The 20,959-nt window shown below is 58.1% G+C and carries 19 protein-coding genes; 7 read left to right on the forward strand and 12 right to left on the reverse strand.

Going from position 1 to position 20,959, the window contains the following annotated elements; all coding sequences use genetic code 11:
- Window positions 1-1,326 carry a class I adenylate-forming enzyme family protein gene (locus tag FEM03_RS22145; protein WP_138088500.1) on the reverse strand — a complete coding sequence of 442 codons (1,326 nt, stop codon included), beginning with the start codon at window positions 1,324-1,326 and terminating at the stop codon, window positions 1-3.
- Window positions 1,327-1,439: 113 nt separating this feature from the next.
- Between FEM03_RS22145 and FEM03_RS22150 the strand changes: the two genes are divergently transcribed.
- Both FEM03_RS22150 and FEM03_RS22155 read left to right on the forward strand, forming a co-directional pair.
- The gene (locus FEM03_RS22150; protein WP_138088501.1) at window positions 1,440-2,702 is read left to right on the forward strand and encodes a beta-ketoacyl-[acyl-carrier-protein] synthase family protein; all 1,263 of its coding nucleotides are present in this window, start codon (window positions 1,440-1,442) and stop codon (window positions 2,700-2,702) included.
- Window positions 2,699-3,727 (forward strand): beta-ketoacyl-[acyl-carrier-protein] synthase family protein, encoded by a 1,029-nt coding sequence (locus FEM03_RS22155; RefSeq protein WP_138088502.1) that lies wholly within the window; start codon window positions 2,699-2,701, stop codon window positions 3,725-3,727. Before FEM03_RS22150 ends, FEM03_RS22155 begins: the two co-directional genes overlap by 4 nt.
- 24 nt (window positions 3,728-3,751) lie before the next feature.
- Here FEM03_RS22155 and ybeY read toward each other — a convergent pair whose 3' ends face one another.
- The 5 genes from ybeY to FEM03_RS22180 all read right to left on the reverse strand — a co-directional run bounded on the left by ybeY (window position 3,752) and on the right by FEM03_RS22180 (window position 8,612).
- Window positions 3,752-4,201, reverse strand: a complete 450-nt coding sequence (gene ybeY / locus FEM03_RS22160; RefSeq protein ID WP_166443064.1) for an rRNA maturation RNase YbeY — start codon at window positions 4,199-4,201, stop codon at window positions 3,752-3,754.
- An 8-nt stretch (window positions 4,202-4,209) separates the two neighbouring features.
- Window positions 4,210-5,865 carry an HD family phosphohydrolase gene (locus FEM03_RS22165; protein ID WP_138088504.1) on the reverse strand — a complete coding sequence of 552 codons (1,656 nt, stop codon included), beginning with the start codon at window positions 5,863-5,865 and terminating at the stop codon, window positions 4,210-4,212.
- Window positions 5,866-6,108: 243 nt separating this feature from the next.
- Complete coding sequence (locus tag FEM03_RS22170) at window positions 6,109-7,089, reverse strand: PhoH family protein (RefSeq protein ID WP_138088505.1); 981 nt, start codon at window positions 7,087-7,089, stop codon at window positions 6,109-6,111.
- A gap of 178 nt (window positions 7,090-7,267) precedes the next feature.
- Window positions 7,268-7,708, reverse strand: a complete 441-nt coding sequence (locus FEM03_RS22175) for a hypothetical protein (RefSeq protein ID WP_138088506.1) — start codon at window positions 7,706-7,708, stop codon at window positions 7,268-7,270.
- Between the two features lie 73 nt (window positions 7,709-7,781).
- Window positions 7,782-8,612 (reverse strand): hypothetical protein, encoded by an 831-nt coding sequence (locus tag FEM03_RS22180; protein WP_138088507.1) that lies wholly within the window; start codon window positions 8,610-8,612, stop codon window positions 7,782-7,784.
- 167 nt (window positions 8,613-8,779) lie between these two features.
- Here FEM03_RS22180 and FEM03_RS22185 point away from each other — a divergent pair, with 167 nt between their 5' ends.
- Entirely contained in the window at window positions 8,780-9,547 is a 768-nt protein-coding gene (locus FEM03_RS22185) for a nitrilase-related carbon-nitrogen hydrolase (RefSeq protein WP_138088508.1), read from the forward strand.
- Here the strand turns inward: FEM03_RS22185 and FEM03_RS22190 are convergent, their stop codons facing one another.
- From FEM03_RS22190 to FEM03_RS22200, 3 genes are all read right to left on the reverse strand, one after another.
- The gene (locus tag FEM03_RS22190; protein ID WP_138088509.1) at window positions 9,548-10,531 is read right to left on the reverse strand and encodes a hypothetical protein; all 984 of its coding nucleotides are present in this window, start codon (window positions 10,529-10,531) and stop codon (window positions 9,548-9,550) included.
- A 243-nt stretch (window positions 10,532-10,774) separates the two neighbouring features.
- Window positions 10,775-11,134: an RNA recognition motif domain-containing protein gene (locus FEM03_RS22195; protein WP_138088510.1), complete on the reverse strand. Its 360-nt coding sequence runs from the start codon at window positions 11,132-11,134 to the stop codon at window positions 10,775-10,777.
- A gap of 197 nt (window positions 11,135-11,331) precedes the next feature.
- Window positions 11,332-11,832 carry a hypothetical protein gene (locus FEM03_RS22200; RefSeq protein WP_138088511.1) on the reverse strand — a complete coding sequence of 167 codons (501 nt, stop codon included), beginning with the start codon at window positions 11,830-11,832 and terminating at the stop codon, window positions 11,332-11,334.
- A gap of 142 nt (window positions 11,833-11,974) precedes the next feature.
- On the opposite strand from FEM03_RS22200, the gene FEM03_RS22205 reads away from it, so the two are divergent.
- Window positions 11,975-12,691, forward strand: coding sequence for a pseudouridine synthase (locus tag FEM03_RS22205; RefSeq protein ID WP_206171110.1), 717 nt, complete (start codon window positions 11,975-11,977; stop codon window positions 12,689-12,691).
- Between the two features lie 10 nt (window positions 12,692-12,701).
- Here the strand turns inward: FEM03_RS22205 and FEM03_RS22210 are convergent, their stop codons facing one another.
- Window positions 12,702-14,012 (reverse strand): exosortase/archaeosortase family protein, encoded by a 1,311-nt coding sequence (locus FEM03_RS22210; RefSeq protein ID WP_138088512.1) that lies wholly within the window; start codon window positions 14,010-14,012, stop codon window positions 12,702-12,704.
- Between the two features lie 41 nt (window positions 14,013-14,053).
- Window positions 14,054-16,141 (reverse strand): VIT and vWA domain-containing protein, encoded by a 2,088-nt coding sequence (locus tag FEM03_RS22215; protein ID WP_138088513.1) that lies wholly within the window; start codon window positions 16,139-16,141, stop codon window positions 14,054-14,056.
- A 282-nt stretch (window positions 16,142-16,423) separates the two neighbouring features.
- Between FEM03_RS22215 and FEM03_RS22220 the strand changes: the two genes are divergently transcribed.
- From FEM03_RS22220 to FEM03_RS22230, 3 genes are all read left to right on the forward strand, one after another.
- Window positions 16,424-18,037: an NAD(P)/FAD-dependent oxidoreductase gene (locus FEM03_RS22220; RefSeq protein ID WP_138088514.1), complete on the forward strand. Its 1,614-nt coding sequence runs from the start codon at window positions 16,424-16,426 to the stop codon at window positions 18,035-18,037.
- A 188-nt stretch (window positions 18,038-18,225) separates the two neighbouring features.
- Window positions 18,226-18,549, forward strand: coding sequence for a hypothetical protein (locus FEM03_RS22225; protein WP_138088515.1), 324 nt, complete (start codon window positions 18,226-18,228; stop codon window positions 18,547-18,549).
- A 273-nt stretch (window positions 18,550-18,822) separates the two neighbouring features.
- Window positions 18,823-19,380 carry a hypothetical protein gene (locus FEM03_RS22230; RefSeq protein WP_138088516.1) on the forward strand — a complete coding sequence of 186 codons (558 nt, stop codon included), beginning with the start codon at window positions 18,823-18,825 and terminating at the stop codon, window positions 19,378-19,380.
- Window positions 19,381-19,822: 442 nt separating this feature from the next.
- Here the strand turns inward: FEM03_RS22230 and FEM03_RS22235 are convergent, their stop codons facing one another.
- Window positions 19,823-20,947, reverse strand: coding sequence for an IS91 family transposase (locus tag FEM03_RS22235; RefSeq protein ID WP_138088517.1), 1,125 nt, complete (start codon window positions 20,945-20,947; stop codon window positions 19,823-19,825).
- Window positions 20,948-20,959: the final 12 nt, after the last annotated feature.

Genomic DNA, 20,959 nt, shown 5'->3' on the forward strand with positions numbered 1-20,959 from the left:
CTAACTGGTCGATTTTTGGTCAACAAGACTGGTGTGAGGTCGGGCGTCGATTTTGTGCTGATTGAGCCACTTTTCGCGCCAGAGGGGTCGGGGAGTTTTGCCGCGGGCGTTGGGGGTTAGCTCCTGGGTGAACCAGTAGTGGCGGGGGCGTTTCCAGGGGGGGAGCTGGGTGCCGATCCATTGGGCGATTTCGGATTGGGTGAGAGGGAGCTCGGTGCGGATGATGGCGACGGTTTCTTCGCAGCGGGTGGCGTCGCGGCTGGGGACTCCAAAGACGACGCAGTGGTGGATGTCGGGATGCTGAAGGAGGAGGGTTTCGATTTCGGTGGGATCGAGTTTGCGTCCGGCGAGATTGATGGTGTCGCTGGCGCGGCCAAGGAGGTGGATGGCGTGGCGGTGGAGTTCGGCGAGATCGGTGGTGATGAATTTGCCGTGCTGGAGGGAGGGGTGGGCAGGGAGGTAACCTTCGGCGACGGCGTTGCTTTGGACTTCGAGGCAGTTGTCGGCAGAGATGGTGACTTGGACGTTGTGGGCGGGATGGCCGACGTAGCTTGGGCCGGTGCGGGGTTCGGGGCTGGGGTCGTAAGCGATGGCACCGCATTCGCTGCTGCCGAGGAAGTTGTGGATTTTGAGGTTGTGCTGCTGGTGGATGGTTTGTTCGAGCTCGACGGGCATGGGAGCACCGGCGGTGATGGCGAGGTGAATGGGGAGTTGGTCGAGAATGCCGGCACGGAACCAGGCTCGCCACATGGCGGGGACGGCGGGAAGGGTGATGCTGGGTTTGCCCGAGCAGGCGCGAACGAGAGAGGCGGGGAGGACGTCGCTGGCAACGATGAGCGGATGGCCTTGAAGGAGGAGGGGGAGGACGAGGTTGGAGAAGCCGTAGCTGTGAGCGAGAGAGATGACGCTGAGGTTGGGATGGACGGGATCGAGTCCCATGGTGGAGCGGATGTTTTCGGCGTCGGCAGCGAGCTGGCTGGTGCGAAACATGATGCAGCGTGGCTCGCCGGTGGTGCCGGATGTGAACTTCAGGTGGGCGATGTGGGCGGGGATGACGTCGGCGTCGGGGAGTTTGGGCAGGGTTAGATCGGATTCTACGGGACAAAGAATGGCGTTGTCGCGCCAGGCGCGCAGGGTTTGCACAAGGAATGGCACGATGCCGTCGCTGGCGTTGGCGGGCTGGATCTGGCGGGCTGGAAGTGGCGTTTGTTGGTCGACGAGCGACTGCAGATCGTGAAAGCGCAGGGGGGCTGAATCCGCCGGGTGGACGGCGATATTTTGGTGGTGACTGCTGACAATATGCTGCCAGGTTTCATACAAACCCATGGTGGTGAATTAGATGCAATCGTGAATGGCTGCAAGCACGATGAGGTGGGTAGTGCAAAGAGTGGTTGCAAGGGCGTGGCTGCCCGCCATATAAAATGCCCTGTTCATTTGTAATGTCATCGCTCTCCAATGAAAACTCACCTTCCGACCGCCGCGAATATCGGGTGGTGATTACTGGCGCGGGGATCATCACCTCGATGGGAACAGGCTGGAGGGCGAATGCGGATGGCTTTCGCGAAGGCAGGCAGGCGCTGCGGGAGATCACCGTGTTTGATGCGTCGCGGCAACGGGTGCAACGGGCGGGTGAGGTGGTGTTTGATGCGCCGCTGCCGGAGAACCAGCTGACGGAGCGTCAGTTGAGTCGCTTGGATCGGGCGTCGAAGTTGTTGATTTATGCGGGGTCGGAGGCGTTGAAGCAGAGCGGCTGGACGGAGGAGATGCTGGCGGAGGAGCCGGTATCGATTTGTCTGGGGACGAGCGCGGGGGCGATGGCGATCGGGGAGGATTATTATCAGCAGAAGGTGGAGGAGCCGACACGGCAGCGGGGGTTGATGGAGAATGTCATTTTGTATCAGCCTTCGACGCAGGGTCGGTTTCTGGCGGATGCGCTGGGCATGCAGGGTCAGATTTCGATCATCACCAATGCGTGTGCGAGTGGGGCGAATGCGATTGGGGATGCGTTTCGATGGATCAAGAAGGGGCGGGCAAGGAGAGCGTTGGCCGGGGGATATGATGCGCTGGCGCAGATGGTGTTTGCGGGATTTGATGCGTTGCAGGCTTTGAGCACGACGACGCCGAGGCCGTTTGATGCGCAGCGGGATGGTTTGGCGTTGGGAGAAGGGGCGGGATTGGTGACACTGGAGCGGTATGAGGACGCGGTGGCACGCGGGGCGACGATTTTGGCGGAGGTGGTGGGGTATGGATCGAGCACGGATTTGCATCACCTGACGCAACCGCAGCCCCAGGGGGATGCGGCGTTGCGCAGCATGAACATGGCATGCGAAGAGGCGGGGGTGACGGCGCGTGAGGTGCAGTATATCAATTCCCATGGCACCGGGACGCCGTTGAATGATGTGGCGGAAGGAATGGCGATTCAGCGTTGGGCAGGCGATTGGACGCCGAAGGTGATGGTGAGCAGCACGAAGGCATCGATTGGGCACTTGCTTGGCGGGGCGGGGGCGGTGGAGGCGGTGATTTGTTTGCTGGCGTTGAACGAGGGGTTTGTGCCGCCTACGACGACGATCCGGACGCTGGATCCGGTTTGCACGTTTGATCTGGTGCGGGAGCCGCGCGATGCGGAATTGGATTGTGTGCTGACCAACTCCTTTGGGTTTGGTGGAGCGAATGCCACCCTTGTCATGAGGAGGTTGCCATGAACGAGAATGAGCAATTTTGCATCACAGGATGGGGCGCGGTGTCGCCAGCGGGATGGTCGGCGGCGAGTTTGTATGAGGCAGTGCAGGCGGGTGAGCCGTTGCCGGTGAAGGAACAGCAACGCGAGGGCGGGGCACCGATGGTGAGAATTCGGGAAGTGCCGCCAATGCCATCGATGCAGGATTGGATGAAGTTTTCGCGGATGCGGCGGACCACGATGGTGGCGCGTTATTCGCTGCATGCGGCGGTGGAGGCGTTGGGGATTGAGCGTCTGGCGCGGGTGCAGAAGGGGGAGATGAAGGTGGGGGTGATCTTTTGCACGATGAACGGGTGTGTGCAGTTCAGTCGGAAGTTTTATGCGGAGGTGTTGAAGGAGCCATCGTTGGCGAGTCCGATCTTTTTTCCTGAGACAGTTTACAATGCACCTTCGAGTCACATTTCGGCGTTGCTGCTGTCGACGGAGATGAATTACACACTGGTCGGAGATTCAGCGCAGTTTGTATCGGCAATTGAACTGGCGACGCAGTGGATGGAAGATGATTTGGTGGATGGATGCCTGGTGATTGCGGGAGAGGAGCGGGATTGGTTGTCGGATGAGGCGTTGCGATTGTTTGGTCGGACAGCGGTGGCGGCAGAGGGCGCTGCGGCAGTGTTTGTTGAGCGGGCTGAGAAAGGGATTGCGATCAAAAAGTGCAGCCGGACTTGGAGTTATGGGAATCGGATGTCCGCGATGGAGGCGACGCGTCGAGTGCGCGAAGATCTATTGGTGGTGGCGGATGGTTTGTTGTGTGATGGATTGGGCAAAGCGGCGGCGGGGCTGGAATTGGCGGAGTCGAGCGTCTGGGCGGACTGGACGGGTTCGAGGGCGTCGGTGCGGAAGATTTTAGGCGAAGGATTTGGCGTGACGAGTGGCTGGCAAACCGTGATGGCTTGTGAGGCACTGGGCAGCGGCGAGCATTCACTGGCGGTGGTGGCGGCGACGGGTTTGTCGCAGCAGGCAGCGGGGCTGGTGCTGGAGATGGTTTAGAGACGGCGGTCCCTGGCCTTCAATTTACTCTGACCAGAGGTTATCGAGAATGCGGTTTTGGTGCTGGTGCATCTGACGGCGTTCTTCGGGATCGATGTCGTTCCAACCGGCGAGATGGAGGAGGCCGTGGATGAGGTAAAGGGCGACTTCGCGTTCGTAGGGGTGACTGTGCTCCTGGGCTTGTCGGGCTGCGGTGTCGAGACTGATCAGGATCTCGCCGTGATGAAAGGTGATGACGTCGGTGGGCGTGGGATCGTCGAGGAACTGGGCGTGAACGTCAGCGATGGCGGGATCGCTGATGAGACTGATCTCGATTTCTTCGAGGGTTGCCAGGGGAGCCTCGGGGAACTTGAGCTGGGCAAGGCAGGGGGCTAGGGCGGCTTTGGCGAGCTTACGCCAGTGGGCCAGATGCAGGGGCTGACCGCGATAATGAGCGTGGAGTGACAGCCGGGGTTGGGGCGAATGGGACTTCACCTTCAACTTCAAGCGGCGTCGGCGGGTTTGGCGGCCTCAGGTTTTTCTCTCTCGGTCTTGCCGGTATGAGTTTGGTGGGTATGAGGACGCTCGGAGCGCTCAAGCTGGGCGGTGGCTTTTTTAGTCTCCTCAGGGGATTCTTTGGGATAACGCACGCGGTTGTGCATCATGCTGAGGAGGGTTTTGACAAAGCTGGCTTTGACTTCGGTGAGCTCGGCGAGGGTGAGATCGCATTCGTCGAGCTGGTGGTCGAGGAGACGGTTGCGGACGATGTCTTCAACGAGCTGCTCGACGCGGTTGGGGGTGGGTTTGGCGAGGGTGCGGGAGGCACTTTCAACGGCGTCGGCAAGGCTGATGATGGCGGTTTCGCGACATTGCGGGCGGGGGCCGGGGTAGCGGAAGCCGTCTTCGGTGACATCGGGAACGTCGTCTTCGCGCGCTTTGTCTTGTTCGACGAGGCGAATGATTTCGTTTTTTTGGTCGAGGGCGCGACGGTAGAAATAATAGACGAGGGAGTTGCCGTGATGCTGTTCGATGACGTCGATGATGCGACGGTTGAGGTGATTCTTGATGGCGAGGTCGATGCCGTCTTTGACGTGGGCGATGAGAACAAGGGCGCTCATGCGGGCGGTGAGGTCATCGTGCGGATTGTCCTCGGGGTCCATGTTTTCGATGAAATACTCGGGCTTGGTGAGCTTGCCGATGTCATGGAAATAACTGCACACGCGACACATGGTGGCGTTGGCACCGATGGTTTCGGCAGCGGCGTCGGCAAGGTTGGCGACAACGAGGCAGTGGTGATAGGTGCCAGGGGCTTCGATGCTGAGACGCTTCATCAACGGATGGTTGAGGTCGGCGAGTTCGAGCCAGGAGACGTCGGTGGTGACGCGGAAGAGGTTTTCAAGCGCAGGCAGGATGGCACCGGCGAGCATGGTGGTGCCGAGTCCGACCAGCATGGGGGTGGCGAGGCGGAAGAAGGCGTTTTCCCCTTGGAAGGCGACAACGGCCTGACCGAAAGCGACCATGAAGACGCTGGCGGTGATGCCGATGTAGACGCCGGCAGTCAGAAGACGGCTGCGTCGACGGATTTTTTGGGTGACGAAGATGCCCGTGAAGCCGATGCCCATGCTGGTGGCGATGAATGGCAGGATGTAAGGTCCGTCAACCAGCGTAGCTCCGAGCAGGGTGGCGTAGGTGGTGGCGTAAAATCCGATGCGGCGTCCGACGAGCATGGCCAGCAGCACGGGAGCGAGGGCATGTGGAGCAAGCAGCAGGCTGAAACTGGTATCCCAGCCGCGGGATCGGCCATACCCGAGGGCGATGCCGATTCCGACCAGATGCAGCGTGATGACAAAAAAGACGAGCAGCGAGTTGCTGTTGGTGCGCAGGGTTGACGAGATGCCGAGGTGCCAGCTAAGACCGGCGATGAGGTAGATGGCGGCGACGTAGACGGCGTCCACGGCGCGGAAAGGAATGTCGAGGCTGGTGGAGAGGGCCTGCAACAGGATGATGGATCCAAGGCAGGAGGTGACGAAGACGGCCAGACTGATCAGCGGATGAGTGAGAAGCGTTTCCCAAGTCTCGCTCTGCAAGTGTTTGCGGCGGGTTTTCCCGCAGGACATGCCGCGGCGCGTCAGTCGCGCCCTTTTAATGAAATCGAACATAAATGGCAAATGCCCAGTTAGACTACTGGCTGGTGAGGGTAATGACAAGTGGTTCCTAATTTCATTTCATACCGGAGTAATGGGATTTGATGATTTTATGAACACCGAGCGATGACAGATTACGTCAGGAAAGATGGGGCGGACGCGCGGGAGCTCCCGGGCATCTCATCGGGAATGATGCGCATTTCCGGCTGCGGATGTCACGAATCGATGCTGACTACGACGAGTCGATGTCGATCGAATCTATTTTTGGGCACTGTCGGATTCGCCGGTGCCGCGATGCTCACGATAGGCTTCGATGATGCGTTGCACCACGGGGAGACGGACGACGTCGGAGGGATCAAATTTCACAAATTGAATCCCTTCGACCTTGCCGAGGATCTGCACGGCTTCGGCAAGGCCGGAGCGCATGCCGCGTCGGAGGTCGACCTGAGAAGGATCGCCGGTGACGACGCAGCGGGAACCTTCACCCAGACGGGTGAGGAACATGAACATCTGCTCGGTGGTGGTGTTTTGGGATTCGTCGAGGATGACGAAGGAGTTTTTCAAGGTTCGACCGCGCATGTAGGCGAGGGGGGCGATCTCGACGATTTTGCGTTCGATGAGGCGTTCGGCTTCATCGTTTTCCATCATCTCGAACAAGGCATCGTAGAGAGGACGGAGGTAAGGGAAGATCTTCTCGTTGAGGTCGCCGGGGAGGAATCCGAGCGCCTCACCGGCTTCAACGGCGGGTCGGGTGAGGACGATGCGTTGAACGGTTTTGTCGCGCAGGGCTTGCAGCGCCTGGGCCATGGCCAGAAAGGTCTTGCCGGTTCCGGCGGGTCCGACGCCGAAGACGACTTCGTTGTCGCGCATGGCTTTGAGGTATTCCAACTGACCACGCGTTTTGGCAAGCACGGCGGGTTTGCGGGCGGTGCCGAGCAACTTGAGCGACAGGATGTTTTCGGCCGGATTTTCGGTCCAGGGAGAACTGGCGTTTTTGAGGAGCAGGTTGAACAGCGCGGGAGTGATCTCGCTGCCGTCGCGGCGCAGCTTTTCCACTTCGCCGAGCACAGCCTTGGCGCTGGCAATGGAAGCTTCGCTGCCGTCGAGTTTGATCCATCCGTCGCGGGTGGTGGTCTTCAGGTCGAGGGCGGTGCCGAGGGCGCGCAGGTGGCTCTGTTGTTTGCCGAGCAGGTCTTGAAGGAACTGGGGGCTTTCGTAATTAAAGGTGGCGGTAGACACGGAAAGTGGGTGGTGCGTGGTGGAACAATTGAACCCTGGTTGCTCCTTGCGATTGAAAGACAGTCCTGATGTGGTGTCTAGAATCCATTCAACTCAAGGGACGAACCTTTTCTTTGAATTGTATTGAACTCGGACGACCCATGTGAAAGTCGAACGAGGTCCTGAAGAGGTCATCGACTCAACGATAACCGTAGGAAATCGCCCAAGTGACGCCGCGGTCCTTCTTGCTGGTGACGCTGAACACGATGGTGTAGGTGCCGGTGTTGGGGGGATTGACGCGCACCGTGCTGGTGAAGTCGCTTTCTTCGCGTTCCATGTGGACGGGCTGGCCTTTGGAGTCGAAGACGGAAATCTCGATTTTGCAGTCCTCATTGGCGGTGCCAAGCCAGAACACGTAATCGTTGCCTTTGAAAAGCTGGTGGCGGAGGGCAAGTTTCTGGCCAGACTCAACTTCGCCATTCCAGTAGTCCTGCCGCACGGTATAGCCTTTTTCAACATAGGGCATGGCGGCCTCCATGGTGTGGTCGTAGGCTTCATCCACGGTGGCTTGCGCCAGATGGACGGTGGCGAGCCACAGGGTGCAGCAGAGCAGTAAAGGTTTGAGGAAGGCTTTTTTCATGGCTCGCTGGGGAGGCTGCGATGCTTGATAGCTTACGAGATGACGGGATACGAAGAACGAGTGAACTGTCAGCCTAATTGGCCTTGGTTTTGAGAATGAGGGCCAGAAGATCGTCGCTGGTTTTGCGGATGCTGTTGGTCTTCTCGAGCGAGAACACTCCGCGAGGGACGTTCATGTCGCTGCGAATTTTGGTAAGGCCTTGGGAGATGGCGGTGATGAGCTGATTGTTTTTGGTGGTCTGGGGCATGCGCGTAACTGAGTTGATGAAATGCTCAACGAGGTTTGGCTGGTTGAGCAATTCGGAGCGGTCGGCGCTGTAGTTTTTGGAAATGACGGAGGTGACGGAAGCGGTGCCGCGAAGCCAGCCACCGAGGCTGACGCACTGGGCGAGGTCGCTGTCTTTCATGCGTTGCATTTCGGCGCGAACCGTGGCCTGGGTTTGGTCGAACTCACGGCGAACGCCTTTCCAGTCGTCCTGCTGGACGGCATCGGTGATGCTCTTGGCGTGTCGGCTGACGGGTTTTTCGAGGCCAAGCTTTCTGGCGACGTTGATGACTTCGCGACCAATGTCTTCAATGGCTTGTTTGTCCTGGGCCTGGACGGCAACAAATCCTTCCGCCACGATGAGGCCAAAGATGAGGGAAAGTTCGGTGCGGTTGGAGGTGTTGGGGATGATCAGTTCGTTGACTTCGTCCTTCCAGTTGGGTTCGCCGAGTTTGTCGAGCACGGAGAAGATTTCGCTGGGGACGGGAACCACCACCTCTTCCATGACGAATCCGGGGAAGTTGTTGGGATCAAATTTTTCGACACCGGCACTGTTTTGAGCGGTGGCGATGCTGGCGAACAGAGCAAACAACAAGCCGCTGCAATGCGGCATCCATGACGGGGCTGGGAAAATTTTCATGTGAGAGAGGATGGCGAATGAGACGCCCTGGCTCAATGGAAGCGTAGAAATGGTTTCGCGCAACCCTTTTGCCTTGGACGTGATTTTTATTAGATTGACTTGATTTTGATGAGCCTGTCGCGACGGGGTGATGACCGTCTGCGGTGCAAGCGGGGAACTTTGACCGTATGAATGCGTATTTGATTCAATTCAGCATGCTGTGGGAGGATCGCAGCGCCAATCATGCCCAGGTTCGCGAGATGGTGGAGAAGGTTATGCCGGAAGCGGGCTCGATGCTGATCCTGCCGGAGATGTTTGCAACGGGGTTCAGCATGAACGTGGATTGCACGGCGCAGGGGGATTCGCGGGAGGATGAGGCCTTCATCAAAGAGCTTGCGGTGAAATGGCAGTGCGTGGTGGTGGCAGGGGTGGTGACGCGGCACGGGGATGGCAGGGCGCGCAATGAGGCGCTGGTGGTGTCGGCTGATGGCGGCGAAATGCTGCGTTATGCCAAACAACAAATGTTCACGCCGGGCGGGGAGCACGATGTCTACTTGGCGGGGGACGAGGTGAGGGTGTTTGATTTTGAGGGCTTCAAGGTTGCGCCTTTGGTGTGCTATGATTTGCGGTTCCCGGAGCATTTCAGGAAGGCCATCGATTTAGGGGCCGAGGTGCTGGTGGTGATTGCCAGCTGGCCTGCGCGCCGACAGAGGCATTGGGAGGTTTTGCTGCAGGCTCGCGCGATTGAAAATCAGGCTTTTGTGATTGGGGTGAATCGCTGTGGATCGGACCCCAATGCCGAATACGTCGGCGGCAGTGTGGTTTTCGATCCGCTGGGGCAGCAGGTGGTGCATGCCGGCAGCGGACCGGGCGTGACGGAGGTTTGGCTTGACCGGCAGGCCTTGCTGACATGGCGTCAGCAATTCCCGGCGTTGAGCGATCGTAAGCCCAACTAATTAAAACACCCAGGTGAGGGTGGCGGCCCCGAACGGCGCGGAGTCGAGATCGTCTTCGGAAAGCACTCGCTGGTCTTCGTCGCGAACTTCAAGGTCGGTGAGGAAGTTAACACCACCGCGGACGCTGAGCCGGACGTTGTCACTAAGGGCGTATTGCACACCGGCGCTGGCGCGGAACATGCCGAGGTTGAGGACCCGGGCTTCGCTGTCGCTGCCATCGTCATCAAGCTGCCATTTGTTGCCGGAAGGGTAGGTGTTGACGAACACGGTCCATTTTGGCGCAAAACGCCAGGCGAGGTTGATCAATGGAGGAGTGATCTGGACATAGGTCGAGTCGGAGGGACGCCAGATAAAGCCGATGGCGGGATACACCGAGACGTCTTCGTAGGCATAGCTGGCATAGGTGCCCAAGGCGGCGGCAAAGGTGGGGCTGAACTTGTATCCGATGAGGCCGATGATGGTGCCTTCGAGGGCATCACTGATGTCTGCGCCGGATTCCATGCCGAGGGATGGCTGGAGGCGGATGAATCCGAGCCAGCCGGGTTGCATTTCGTCAGGAATGTAGGCGAACTGGAAACTAAGGTTGAATTCATGCAGGTCGCGGCTGCCGATGGCGTCGGTTTCGAAGCGGGTAAAGTCGTAACGGGAGGAGATCGAAAAGCGGTAGTCGCCGGAAGAGGTGCCGAACAATGGGATGCGGGCGCGGAAGCTCTGCATGTCGAGGCCGTCGCTGCCGTCTTCAAAGTCCATGGTGTCGGACAGGGTGTAGTCGAATGACAGGCTGGGTTTGCCCACGCCGTAGCCAGCGATGTCGGGTGGGATCATCATTTCAGAAGCGCGGGTGCTGCCGGCCTGAATCGGGACGGTGGAGTCGGCACCCATGGCGTCCACGGCACCCATGGCGTCGGGGTTCGCGTTGGAAACAGCCGGGCCGAGCAACAAGGCGGCCAGCGATAAAATTAGCGGGGATGGTGTCAATTTCATAGGTTGTGAAGAAAATTGGAAACGGAGGAGGGTAGGTATCGTCTGGTCTGATTGAATGCGTTTTAGCACAAGCACTGCTCATTCGCCCAGCCTCAAGGAATTGGATTCCTTTTATTTTGGCAAAGGTGATGTTGCAAGCGCTCTTCAGTGTCGCGATGGACAGGAAAGGGGCAAAAAAAACGGAACCCCAGCGGAGTTCCGTTTAAAAAGATGGGTGAAATTAAATCGCCCAGCGCGGGTCAATTAATAGCGGTTGGAACGACCACCGCGATCGCCACGGTCATTCCGACCACCGCGATCACCGCGGCTGTCGCCACGGCCACCACCACCACCGCCGCCGTAGGCAGGACGTTCTTCACGAGGGCGGGCCTCGTTGATGGTGAGGTTACGGCCAAGGAAGGACTGGCCGTTGAGGCCATTGATGGCTGCGTTCATGCCTTCGACGCTGTCGACGGTGACGAAAGCGAAGCCACGTGGGCGGCCGCTTTCACGATCGGTAGGAAGGAAAACTTCGGTAACGCCGCCGTGTTGGCTGAAAAGTTCGCGGAGATCTGCTTCGGTGGTGTCAAAGGAAAGGTTCCCGACATACATTTTGGTATTCATAGTGTGTGATTGCGTAGCTAACTGCTGTTCCGAGACTGTTCCCGACTGTCGGGTCTCAAAATCACCACCGAATACTAACACTCACTTGATGATCTACCATGCCTTGAATCTGACAGGCGCCGTCGCCAGATGGTCAGAGTCCGTCATAATTTAAGAAAAGCGAGGGAAAAATCACCGATTCGTAAAAAACCCCGGATTCATTTGCCAAGGTAATCCTGGCACCAGACGTAGGCTTGCGAAAGTTGCATGCTGGGGTTGGTGGACGCGGTCGCGACATATTCGCAGTCGGGGGAGAAGCGCACGGCTGGGTAAAGCCATTCTTCATCGCCGATTTCGAGTCGGGGAATCAGGGCACCGCCATGATGTTCAACGAACCAGCGCAGCACCAGAGGTTGGCGGCGATGCGACAGGGATGACGGACGCTGATGCAGGCAACCCATGACGCCGGTTTGGTTGGCAGCATCAGTGATCTCGCCGGTGTTGAAGTTAATGTGGATGGCAAACTGACCGGCAGATGGGGCGCTGGCGGCGGTGAGGGCGAAGGTCAACTCGGGCAGATCGGAGGTGAGTTCGGTCTGAATCTGGAAGCCGAAGTTTTTGGTAGCGCGTTTTACTTTGACCGATCCGAAGGAATGGGATTTCGAGACCGAGGAAAAGGGGGTAGCCTGAATTCGTGAAGGGTGAGTGCGGGTGATCATCGAATGTTGTGTGGATTGTTCGACCATAGTGAATGAATTCACTATAATTACAAGAATATATTTATGGGGATTATGGTTTTTTATCTTTCACTGGGCGGATCGGTTGGTTGCCCCAGGAGCAAATTCCGGTCATGGTCCGCCGGTGTCTGGTCTGGCTCGAACGCTCTCAAAACTTGGTTTCTGCTCAAGGCGGGCGGCGGGAGATCTTGCGCGAGCAGGTCGGATTCGAGTCAATGGGGTCGTGCGTCGTGATCCAGAGTTCGCGATCAAGGGCGAGCGTGATCAGATTCAGGTCGACGGCGTTCCCGTGACGGCAGCGAAACCCGTTTATGTGATGCTCAACAAACCGAGAGGTCTCGTCACCAGCGCTTCCGATGAGCAGGGCAGATCAACGGTGTTTGAGTGTTTTGCGGGGAGTTTTGCGGAGGTCCATCTTGCTCCCGTCGGGCGACTTGACAAGGCCAGTGAGGGGTTGCTGCTGTTTACCAATGATACCGGCTGGGCGGAGTCGATTACTTCACCGTTGACTCATGTGGAGAAGGTTTACCATGTGCAGGTGGACCGGGTGTTGGATGCGGATCAGCTTCAACGGTTGCGTCAACCGGTGGAGAATGGTGGTGAAAGATTGGTGGCCCGTGCGGTTAATCTGTTGCGACACGGCCCGAAGAACTCATGGGTGGAGTTCACCCTGGATGAAGGGCGCAACCGGCATTTGCGTCGGCTTTGCGAGGCTCATGGATTGGAGGTTTTGCGTTTGGTGCGGGTGAAGGTCGGGAGTCTGGGTCTCGGTGAATTGACGAAGGGGGCATGGCGCCATCTGACCACGGAGGAGGTTGGAAGTCTGGTGCCGGGCGGCTGACCGTAGTTGATCACGGGATGAGCTCCAGTTGGGTGATGGCGAGCCAGGGGCCGGACTGAGGTTTGGCGAGGGCGTTCCAATACCAGGCGGAAATGTCAGTTTGAGACTGGGTGGCGTCGGCGTTGATGATGCGTTCTTTGAGGTGGTAATGTCTGCCGTTGAAGGTGGCTTGGTGATGAGACCAGAGTTGATGATCCGGGTCTCGGAACAACGGGAGGGGCTTGAGGGTAAAACCGCTGGCGCGGAAACAGTCGGCGCTGGGGTGGAGAAGTCGGGTGGGTTTGGTGACTTGACGGAGGATGATTTCGTCGGGACCGCATTGAAAGCGGGCAATGGTGCCGGGGAAATTTTTGAGGAAGTTGGTTTCGCGATCGGACAAGGGGAGACAAGTCAGTGGGATGCCGTTGAAGGTGGAGGGAAAAGGCGCGAAGGATGTTGGAGCAGAAGGTCGAGAAGATGAAGCGTATGCGATGAGAGGGGCGGCGAGAATGATGGCGGTGATGGGGATGAGCTTTTTGGGGGACATGAGAATGGGGATTTTGCGGTCGGAACGACAACGACTTCCTATTTGATGAAGGAAGAAGAGGAGGGCGGCCTGGATGAGAAGTCCGGTGGCTTCGTGGGTCCAATGAGGCAGGTGGACGATTTTGGATTCGGGAAAGAAGAGGATGGCGGCGCGAAGGCTGTTGCCAAGGATGACCAGAAGGACGGCGCTGCTGAGGAGGATGAGGGTGGAGAAGATGGGGAGTCGGCGCAGGGTTGCGAGGGTGGCGGCAACGAAGAGGGTGGTCCACAACATGCGAATGCCGGAACAGGGGGGATCGACACCGATGATCTGATTTTGATAGGTGAGGACGACGCCTTGACGCTGGACTTCGAAGGGGGTGAGGTGGTGGAGGAGTTGGTGGGCGATCTCGGCGGCGGCGAGGCGCATAGGGTAGCCGAGGTAGAAGTCGAAGGAGGCGATGAGCGGGAGGCTTAGGATGAGGAGGGCGGTGATGCCGGATTTGGAGGCGGGAATGAAGAGGGAGGTGAGCGCGACGGTGATGAGGGTGGCGGCCATGATCATCGGCGGGAGATGGCCGGGAAGGGCGCGGACGAGGAGCAGGAAGAGACTGCCGATGAAGAGGACGGGGGTGTTGATGCGTAGGTGGGGAAGCTGGCGGAGGATGAAGAACAGGGCGGTGGCGAGGGCAATGAGGCCGAGGGGTTCGTCGGATTGATCGGTGCTGCGTCGGAAATACCACAGAAGAGTGGGGTAGGTGGCAAAGGAGAAAAGCAGGAGGGCGAGGAGCCTTAATAAGGATCGAGATGAGGGCATGGAGCGATGGAGGAAGATGAAAATGGGGGTTTGGCAGCGGGTTACTGGTGGTCGGACTTTGAAAGGCGGCGCTGGCGATGGAGGGCGAGGGAGGCGGCGGCGAGGATGAGGAGGCTGACGACTCCTGGTTCGGGAACGGAGCAGGATTTGCCAGTGCTCGTGGCGGTGGTGGTCGAGATGGCGACGGCGGGGGAACCGGCGGGGAGGGCGTGGTTGCTGACACCTTGGGGAAGCGGGAGGGGTTGGGTGACGGTGTTGAGTTGGGCGAGGATTTCGCGCGGGGTTTCATCGACACCGACGAAGGAAGTGTGTTCGGTGAGCAAATGATAGGTGAGGCCGAGGGTGGTGATTTCCTGCTGGGTTTCACCGGGGTTGTTGAGTTGGGAGGCGATGCTGAGTTCGCGGATGCGGTCGTGGGCCCAGAGGGGTCGGAGGGCGGGGTTGGTGAGGGCTTTGCTGGCTTCGGCTGCGACATCGAAGCTGGCTTGGTAGGGGGCATTGCCGTTTTTGCCGCGAACGGTGATTCGGCCCTGGGGCTGGTCTTTCCATTTGCCAATGATCTGAAGGGGGCGTTCGGCAAAGAGGTCGGGGATGCAGGTGGGCTGGATTTGATGGGTGGCGAAACCTTCGTAGGTGACTTCGATGTCGGTGAGGACGGGGGCTTTGATGTAGTCGTGGAATCGTTTGGCGGTGGCGGGGGCGTCGTTGGGGTTGAGGACGATGAAGGGTTCGCCTTGTCCGGCGTGGGCGAGACCTTCGATGAGCCAGCGATTGACGGAAGAGCCGATGCCGAAGGCGAAGAAGTTCGTCTGGCCGAGGTTTTCGCTGACGAGTTGGAAGGCTTCTTTTTCGATGCTGACGAATCCGTCGGTGATGAGGACGAGATTGCGGGAGCGGCCTTCAGTGCGGGGGAGGTCGAAGGCGAGTTTCAGGGCGGGAAGAAGCTCGGTGCTGCCAAAGGCGCGGATGTTGTCGAGCAGGTTGAGGGCGTGTTTGAGGTTCTCCTGGTTGGCGGGAAGGGGCGTTTGGGAGAGGGCCTTGTTGCTTCCGGCGAAGAGCACGACGTTGAAGTGATCAGTGGGCTGCATGCCGTTGATGAGGTCGCGCAAAAGGGTTTTGGCGGTGTCGATGGGGAATCCGTGCATGCTGCCGCTGACGTCGATGATGAAGAGGTAGTCGCGCGGGCTGAGGTGCGAGGATTCGATGCGGGCGGGAGGCTGAACGTTGAGCAGGAAGAAGTTTTCGTGGTCTTCGGGACTGCCGTTGCCTTGATGAAGCAGAAGGCCACTGGCGACTTGTTGTTGGGCCAACTGGTAGTGGAGAACGAAGTCTCGATTGGCGTGGTCGGTCGAAGCAGGAAGGGTCAGGCTGGCGTGGGTTTTGTCAGAGAAGATGATGTGGGGTTGGTGGGTGGGGGAGACGACGGATTGGACGGGGAGACCGGCGTTGAGGGTTAGGTCGAGCTGGAAGGTGCTGGGGCTGTTTTGGCCTTCGGCGAGGTGGGGGTTTTGGGTCCAGGTTTCGGTTGCGGATTTGCCCGAGCTGGTGGGGCTGGTGTAGCGCGGTCCGACGACCGTAGGGTAGTGGAACTCGTAGACACGTTCGGTGGCGTTGAGTTTTTCGCTGTAGTGCAGGAAAACGCGCACCTCGTCGCCGGGGAGGATGTTGGCGACGCTCATCTGGAAGACGTTGGGGCGATGCTGCTCGAGAAGACTGGCGGTTTTGTTTTCGGCCTTGGCTTTTTCGAAGGTGGCTTTGGCTTGTTGTTTTTCCTGGATCTTGGCCTTGATGAGGCGTGGTCCGATTTGCATGTCGACGCCGTGGACGGCGGCGCGGGTGGAGGCGGGGAAGCGGTAGATGGCTTCGATGGGGGTGGTGCCGGTGTTGGTGTAGGTCTGTTCGACGGTGACGCTGGCGATGATGCCGGAGATGGTGGCTTTTACCTTGGTGGATTTGAGGGGAAGGGCATCGAGATTGGGGTTGTTGCCGATGATCTCAAACTGGGGTGGGAGTGAATGGTCGGGATGATTCTCGCCGAGGGGATGGGGTTGGGGGATTGAGTTGGCGAAGAGAGTGGATGCCGTGAGGCAGAGCAGGATGGTGGTTAGCAGGGATGATGTTGTTTGCATGGGATCGTTGGGTTGACGATCCAAGCTGGGGCGCGTGTTTGAATGATGCGTGAAGCGGGCATGAAAGTTGCGTGAATTGTTGGGGAAGGGGGTGTTTGATGCTCGATGAGAGGGATTTTTTTAACCACAACCGAGTGAAACGAGATAGCCAGCCAAAGGCTGTCCCGCAGGGATGAACGTAGTGAAGCAAATGGACACGAATTTACACGAATGATGACAGGCTTGGGATAGGTGTTTGGAGGTGGGATATTGTTGTGTTAAGGAGTTTTATATTTTTATATTATGTTGCAGATCAGCCAGCTACGATTGTCGGTGAATCATTCTGAAGAGGAACTGCGCCGAGCGGTGGCGGGGTTGCTTGGGGTGAAGATCGAGAAGCTGGAGGACGTGCGGGTGAAGCAGCGGGCGGTGGATGCGCGGAAGCGCAATGATGTGCAGTTTTGCTACACGCTGGCGGTCAAAGTTCACGATGAAGGGAAGCTGTTGAAGCGTTCGAGCAAGAACGGTCGGGTGGAGCGGGAGAAGGATGAAAGTTATCTTGGAGTGTCGAGAAATGGGAATGGCTCAGCGGCGGGCAAGGTGGAGAAGGTGGTGGTGGTGGGGGCGGGTCCGTGTGGGTTGTTTGCGGCACTGTTGCTGGCGCGCGAAGGGATGAAACCTTTGCTATTGGAGCGCGGCAAGGCGGCGGGGCCGAGGGCGCGGGATGTGACGGGATTTTGGCGGCGCGGACTCGATTTTGATCCGAATTCCAACGTGCAGTTTGGCGAGGGCGGGGCGGGGACTTTTTCGGATGGAAAATTGTATACGCAGATTCGCGATCGGGAGCACCGGATTCCGTGGATCTTGAAGGAGATGGTGAAGGCGGGGGCGCCGGAGGATATTTTGTTGAAAAGCCGGCCGCACATCGGGACGGATCGGCTGATCAAGGTGGTGCGGACGATTCGTGAGGAGATCATTTCGCTGGGTGGGGAGGTGCGGTTTGAGACTCGGGTGGCGGATGTGGTGCTGGAAAAGGGGACGATGCGGGCGGTGGTGACGCAAACGGGGGAGGTCATTGAGGGGGAGCGGTTCATCTTTGCGATTGGGCATAGTTCGCGGGACACGTTTGAGGCGTTGCACAAGAGCGGGGTGCCGTTTGAGGCCAAGCCGTTCAGTGTGGGGGTGCGGATTGAGCATCCACAGGGGTTGATGGACCGGGCTTTGTTTGGTCGGTCGGCGGGACATCCGTTGTTGGGGGCGGCGGCTTACAAGTTTGTGGCGCACTGTGGCACGGGTCGGACGGCGTATAGTTTTTGCATGTGTCCAGGTGGGCTGGTGGTAGCGTCGAATTCCGAGGCCAACATGGTGGTGACGAACGGGATGAGCAGCTATGCGAGGGCGGAGTCGAACGCGAACGCCGGGTTCATGGTGGAGATCAAGCCGGAGGATTTTCCGGGGGATTCACCGTTGCGGGGGATTGAGTTTCAGCGGGCGCTGGAGCGGAAGGCGTTCGAACTGGGCGGGGGGAACTATCATGCGCCAGCTCAGTTGCTGGGGGACTTTTTGATGGGTCGGGCAAGCACGGGTCCAGGTCGGGTGAAGGCTTCCTATGAGCCGGGAGTGAAGTGGACGGATTTGCGTGAGGTGCTGCCGGAAATCGTGGCGAGGACTTTGAAGGAAGCGGTTCCGATGGTGGAGGAACAGGTGCGAGGTTTTCATCTGGCCGAGGCCGTGATGACGGGAATGGAGACGAGGAGTTCGTCGCCCGTGCGGATTCCGCGCAATGCCGACACGCTCGAGTGTGAAGGCGTGGCGAATTTTTTCCCTGCGGGCGAAGGCGCAGGTTACGCAGGAGGGATCGTCTCCGCAGCAGTCGACGGCCTGCGGGTGGCAGAACGCGTGGTAGCAGGAAAGTAAGGTTCACTGGGAGTGCCGATGTGTCATCGGCCAAAAAATGGGATGGTGGCAGGGAGCTGAGGGCAGAGCACGGTGGTTCACTGGGAGAGCCGATGTGTCATCGGCCAACATTGATAGGGGCGGGGCTATTTTGATCTTGGATCAACTCGACCGCAAAGCACTCACCCGATTAGTAAAACCTTACGGTCGTGGCGGTGGCTGCCGACGCGACGACGCTGGATACGGATTATGGTTTGGCGGCTGCCGACCTGGTGGCGCTGCAAAAAGAGACGGATGACTATGCGGCGCTGGTGGTCGCCCCGAGTGTGGCGATCGCGCAGCGCAAAGCGCAAACCCAGACGTTGCCGCCGTTGTTTCGCCAGGCCAATCTGACGCTTGCAGGAATGGATCGATTGATAAAACGCTTTCGTTTAGTTGCTGGTGGTCCGGAGTTGATTGCCGCCTATCAAGCCGCACGTATCATTCGCGACGCCGGGCATGGGCCGGGTGTGCCGCCGGTGCCGACGGCTTGAAGACAAGGGCAAAGAACCTGGTCATGATGCTGAGAATGGAGGGATGGCCATCCTGTGGAGCGTGGAAACTGCGGACACGATCAAAAGACGCTGATATTGTTCGAGTTGAATAACCCCTCCATTTTGGCGAAAACCGCCATTATCGAAGCATAGCACCCAAATATCCGTATTCTTTTGCATGCCAAATCGGATCAGCTCTCTAAAAATCTTCAAATTTGAAGCATATAGGGTGATATTATTCTTCAACACATCACATTCACCCTCTGTTAGGGCATGAAAATGACAAAGGAACCCAACTACACAGGAATATGCCCACCGGAATCCTTTTCCACCGGTGGTTCTCAGTGGACTTCGCCCGACGCCGCGGCAGCACCAGCGTCCAAGAAGGAGTTGATCGAGGTCTGGTTCATCGAGCCTCTAAGAAGGATGGATGGACATCAGGCATTTGTCTGTCTGAGTGTATGCCTTTTTCTCTACGAGAAGTATTTGAAGAAGACTGGCCAGATCTGCAAAGACGAGAAGTTTTCTCAAGGGCACAAGGTCTTCAATCAAATGGGGAAGGACCTTGGAATTAGCGCAGATGACGCCTACGAGTTTTGGACGTGCTGGCGGAACGGGTTGGCTCATCAGGGCATGCCCAAGATCAGCGACAAATACCACTGGGGGATGACTGGTGAGCAGCCGGAACTAGTGCGAATTGATCGTGACACATTCACAATCAATCCTTGGCTCATTCGGGAAAAGATTCTCAACAAAGTAGAGAATAAGAAGCAAATTTGGGATGATGAGCTAGCCCCGTTGATGAAAGTCTTCCGCGTTACCAAGCCCTAACCTTCAAGTTAGCTTTGGTCGCGAAGCGCACCAAAGCTAGCAGTTGTTGAAACCTTCAAGTTAGCTTTGGTCGCGAAGCGCACCAAAGCTAGCAGTTGTTGAAACCCTCAAGTTAGCTTTGGTCGCGAAGCGCACCAAAGCTAGCAGTTGTTGATCAAGCCCGCTGTCCAGATCACGGGCGCACGTCAACGAAGCGGGTGGCTCCTTTGCGTTTTGCTTTCGTTCCTCGGCTGCTCCTTCGGATGGGTTGGGGCGCTTTCGGTGTTCGTGATTGGTTCGGTGTCGCCAGATCGTTGTGGAACGATGCGGATCAACGGCTTCAACCACTCGGTTTTTGCTTCCAATTGCCTTCCAATAACGATACCACGGCACGCTCCGTCCTCTCCAACTTCGCTGGAGTTCGCTTCACTGCTGAGGTGGTGTAATAAAAAAATCATCGTCTTCATTCAGGTGGCCCGCGTGACGGGTTTACGGTCACCCTTATCGTTCCAAATAAGTGGCGTGGCATTCGCATCACCAACACCATCTCCTTGCCGCAACACGGACACTTGGGCTTCTCAACCACCAGCGGTTTAGGCTTTCGCCTGGGGACGTGGCCGAGGATCTCCTGCACACCCAGTCGCCGCTTCTTTGCTGCCGCACTCAACAACCCATAATGCCGCACACGCACCAAACCCTTCGGCAACACATGGAGACACCAGCGCCGCAAAAAGTCATCGGGTGTTAAACGGATTACACGCCACTTACCCGTTCCACTGTCCTGGCAGTTAAGTCGGATGTTACCCTGCACATCGTATCCCAACAGCCGTGGTTCACTTACTGCCGTCTTGTTGACATAGCGTGCCAGATAACGCAGCGCATGATCACCTTTTCCAACCGCCCGTGCGTCCACCACCCAAGACTTGCTCCAAACCTCGGCGGGAATGGTGGAGTGATGCCGGGTGCCGTGTTTATCATCACTGGCTTTGATCAATGTGCTGATGCGATGGCGAAACGCCACTGCCAGGGCCTTCACCGGGAACAAATACCTGCGTCCCTTTGCCCGGCGCACCCGCAACCCGTCCTCACTCAACGCCACCCCCGGCATGATCACATGCACATGCGGATGATGCTGCATCTGCCGTGTCCAGGTATGCAGCACGCTGGTAAACCCCGGCATGCCCCCCAGATGTTTTTCATCTTGCGCAAAGTCCATCAACAACGCCGCGGTCGCTTTGAACATCACGTCGTAAAACCACTTCTGATGAGCATAGGCAAAACGCCGCAACTCATCGGGCAGCGTGAACGTGAGCATAAAATAACGCACCGGCAGCAGCTTGGCTTCCTGAGCGGCGGCCCATTGTTTTTGTTCCCGCCCGCCACACTTGATGCACGAACGATGGTTGCAGCTGTGATAAACAAAACGCGCCTCCAGGCACTCCGCACAATGATGCACTTGCCCGCCCAACTCAGCCGTGCGGCATGACAAGACCGCCCGGGCCGCCCGATGATGAGCGCCCGTCAACAAATGCGCATGAGAAGCCGCAAAGCGACTCCAATGCCGCGCAAAGATCGCCGCCAGATCCATGCAGCCGATCTT

The sequence above is a fragment of the Phragmitibacter flavus genome (genome assembly GCF_005780165.1).
Taxonomy (GTDB): domain Bacteria; phylum Verrucomicrobiota; class Verrucomicrobiia; order Verrucomicrobiales; family Verrucomicrobiaceae; genus Phragmitibacter; species Phragmitibacter flavus.

Excerpts from the sequence above, each read along its gene's own strand:
- FEM03_RS22145 (WP_138088500.1), bottom strand. The coding sequence starts at position 1,326 with ATGGGTTTGTATGAAACCTGGCAGCATATTGTCAGCAGTCACCACCAA.
- FEM03_RS22150 (WP_138088501.1), top strand. The coding sequence starts at position 1,440 with ATGTCATCGCTCTCCAATGAAAACTCACCTTCCGACCGCCGCGAATAT.
- FEM03_RS22155 (WP_138088502.1), top strand. The coding sequence starts at position 2,699 with ATGAACGAGAATGAGCAATTTTGCATCACAGGATGGGGCGCGGTGTCG.
- FEM03_RS22165 (WP_138088504.1), bottom strand. The coding sequence starts at position 5,865 with ATGTTCGATTTCATTAAAAGGGCGCGACTGACGCGCCGCGGCATGTCC.
- FEM03_RS22175 (WP_138088506.1), bottom strand. The coding sequence starts at position 7,708 with ATGAAAAAAGCCTTCCTCAAACCTTTACTGCTCTGCTGCACCCTGTGG.
- FEM03_RS22180 (WP_138088507.1), bottom strand. The coding sequence starts at position 8,612 with ATGAAAATTTTCCCAGCCCCGTCATGGATGCCGCATTGCAGCGGCTTG.
- FEM03_RS22185 (WP_138088508.1), top strand. The coding sequence starts at position 8,780 with ATGAATGCGTATTTGATTCAATTCAGCATGCTGTGGGAGGATCGCAGC.
- FEM03_RS22190 (WP_138088509.1), bottom strand. The coding sequence starts at position 10,531 with ATGAAATTGACACCATCCCCGCTAATTTTATCGCTGGCCGCCTTGTTG.
- FEM03_RS22195 (WP_138088510.1), bottom strand. The coding sequence starts at position 11,134 with ATGAATACCAAAATGTATGTCGGGAACCTTTCCTTTGACACCACCGAA.
- FEM03_RS22200 (WP_138088511.1), bottom strand. The coding sequence starts at position 11,832 with ATGATCACCCGCACTCACCCTTCACGAATTCAGGCTACCCCCTTTTCC.
- FEM03_RS22210 (WP_138088512.1), bottom strand. The coding sequence starts at position 14,012 with ATGCCCTCATCTCGATCCTTATTAAGGCTCCTCGCCCTCCTGCTTTTC.
- FEM03_RS22215 (WP_138088513.1), bottom strand. The coding sequence starts at position 16,141 with ATGCAAACAACATCATCCCTGCTAACCACCATCCTGCTCTGCCTCACG.
- FEM03_RS22220 (WP_138088514.1), top strand. The coding sequence starts at position 16,424 with ATGTTGCAGATCAGCCAGCTACGATTGTCGGTGAATCATTCTGAAGAG.
- FEM03_RS22230 (WP_138088516.1), top strand. The coding sequence starts at position 18,823 with ATGAAAATGACAAAGGAACCCAACTACACAGGAATATGCCCACCGGAA.
- FEM03_RS22235 (WP_138088517.1), bottom strand. The coding sequence starts at position 20,947 with ATGGATCTGGCGGCGATCTTTGCGCGGCATTGGAGTCGCTTTGCGGCT.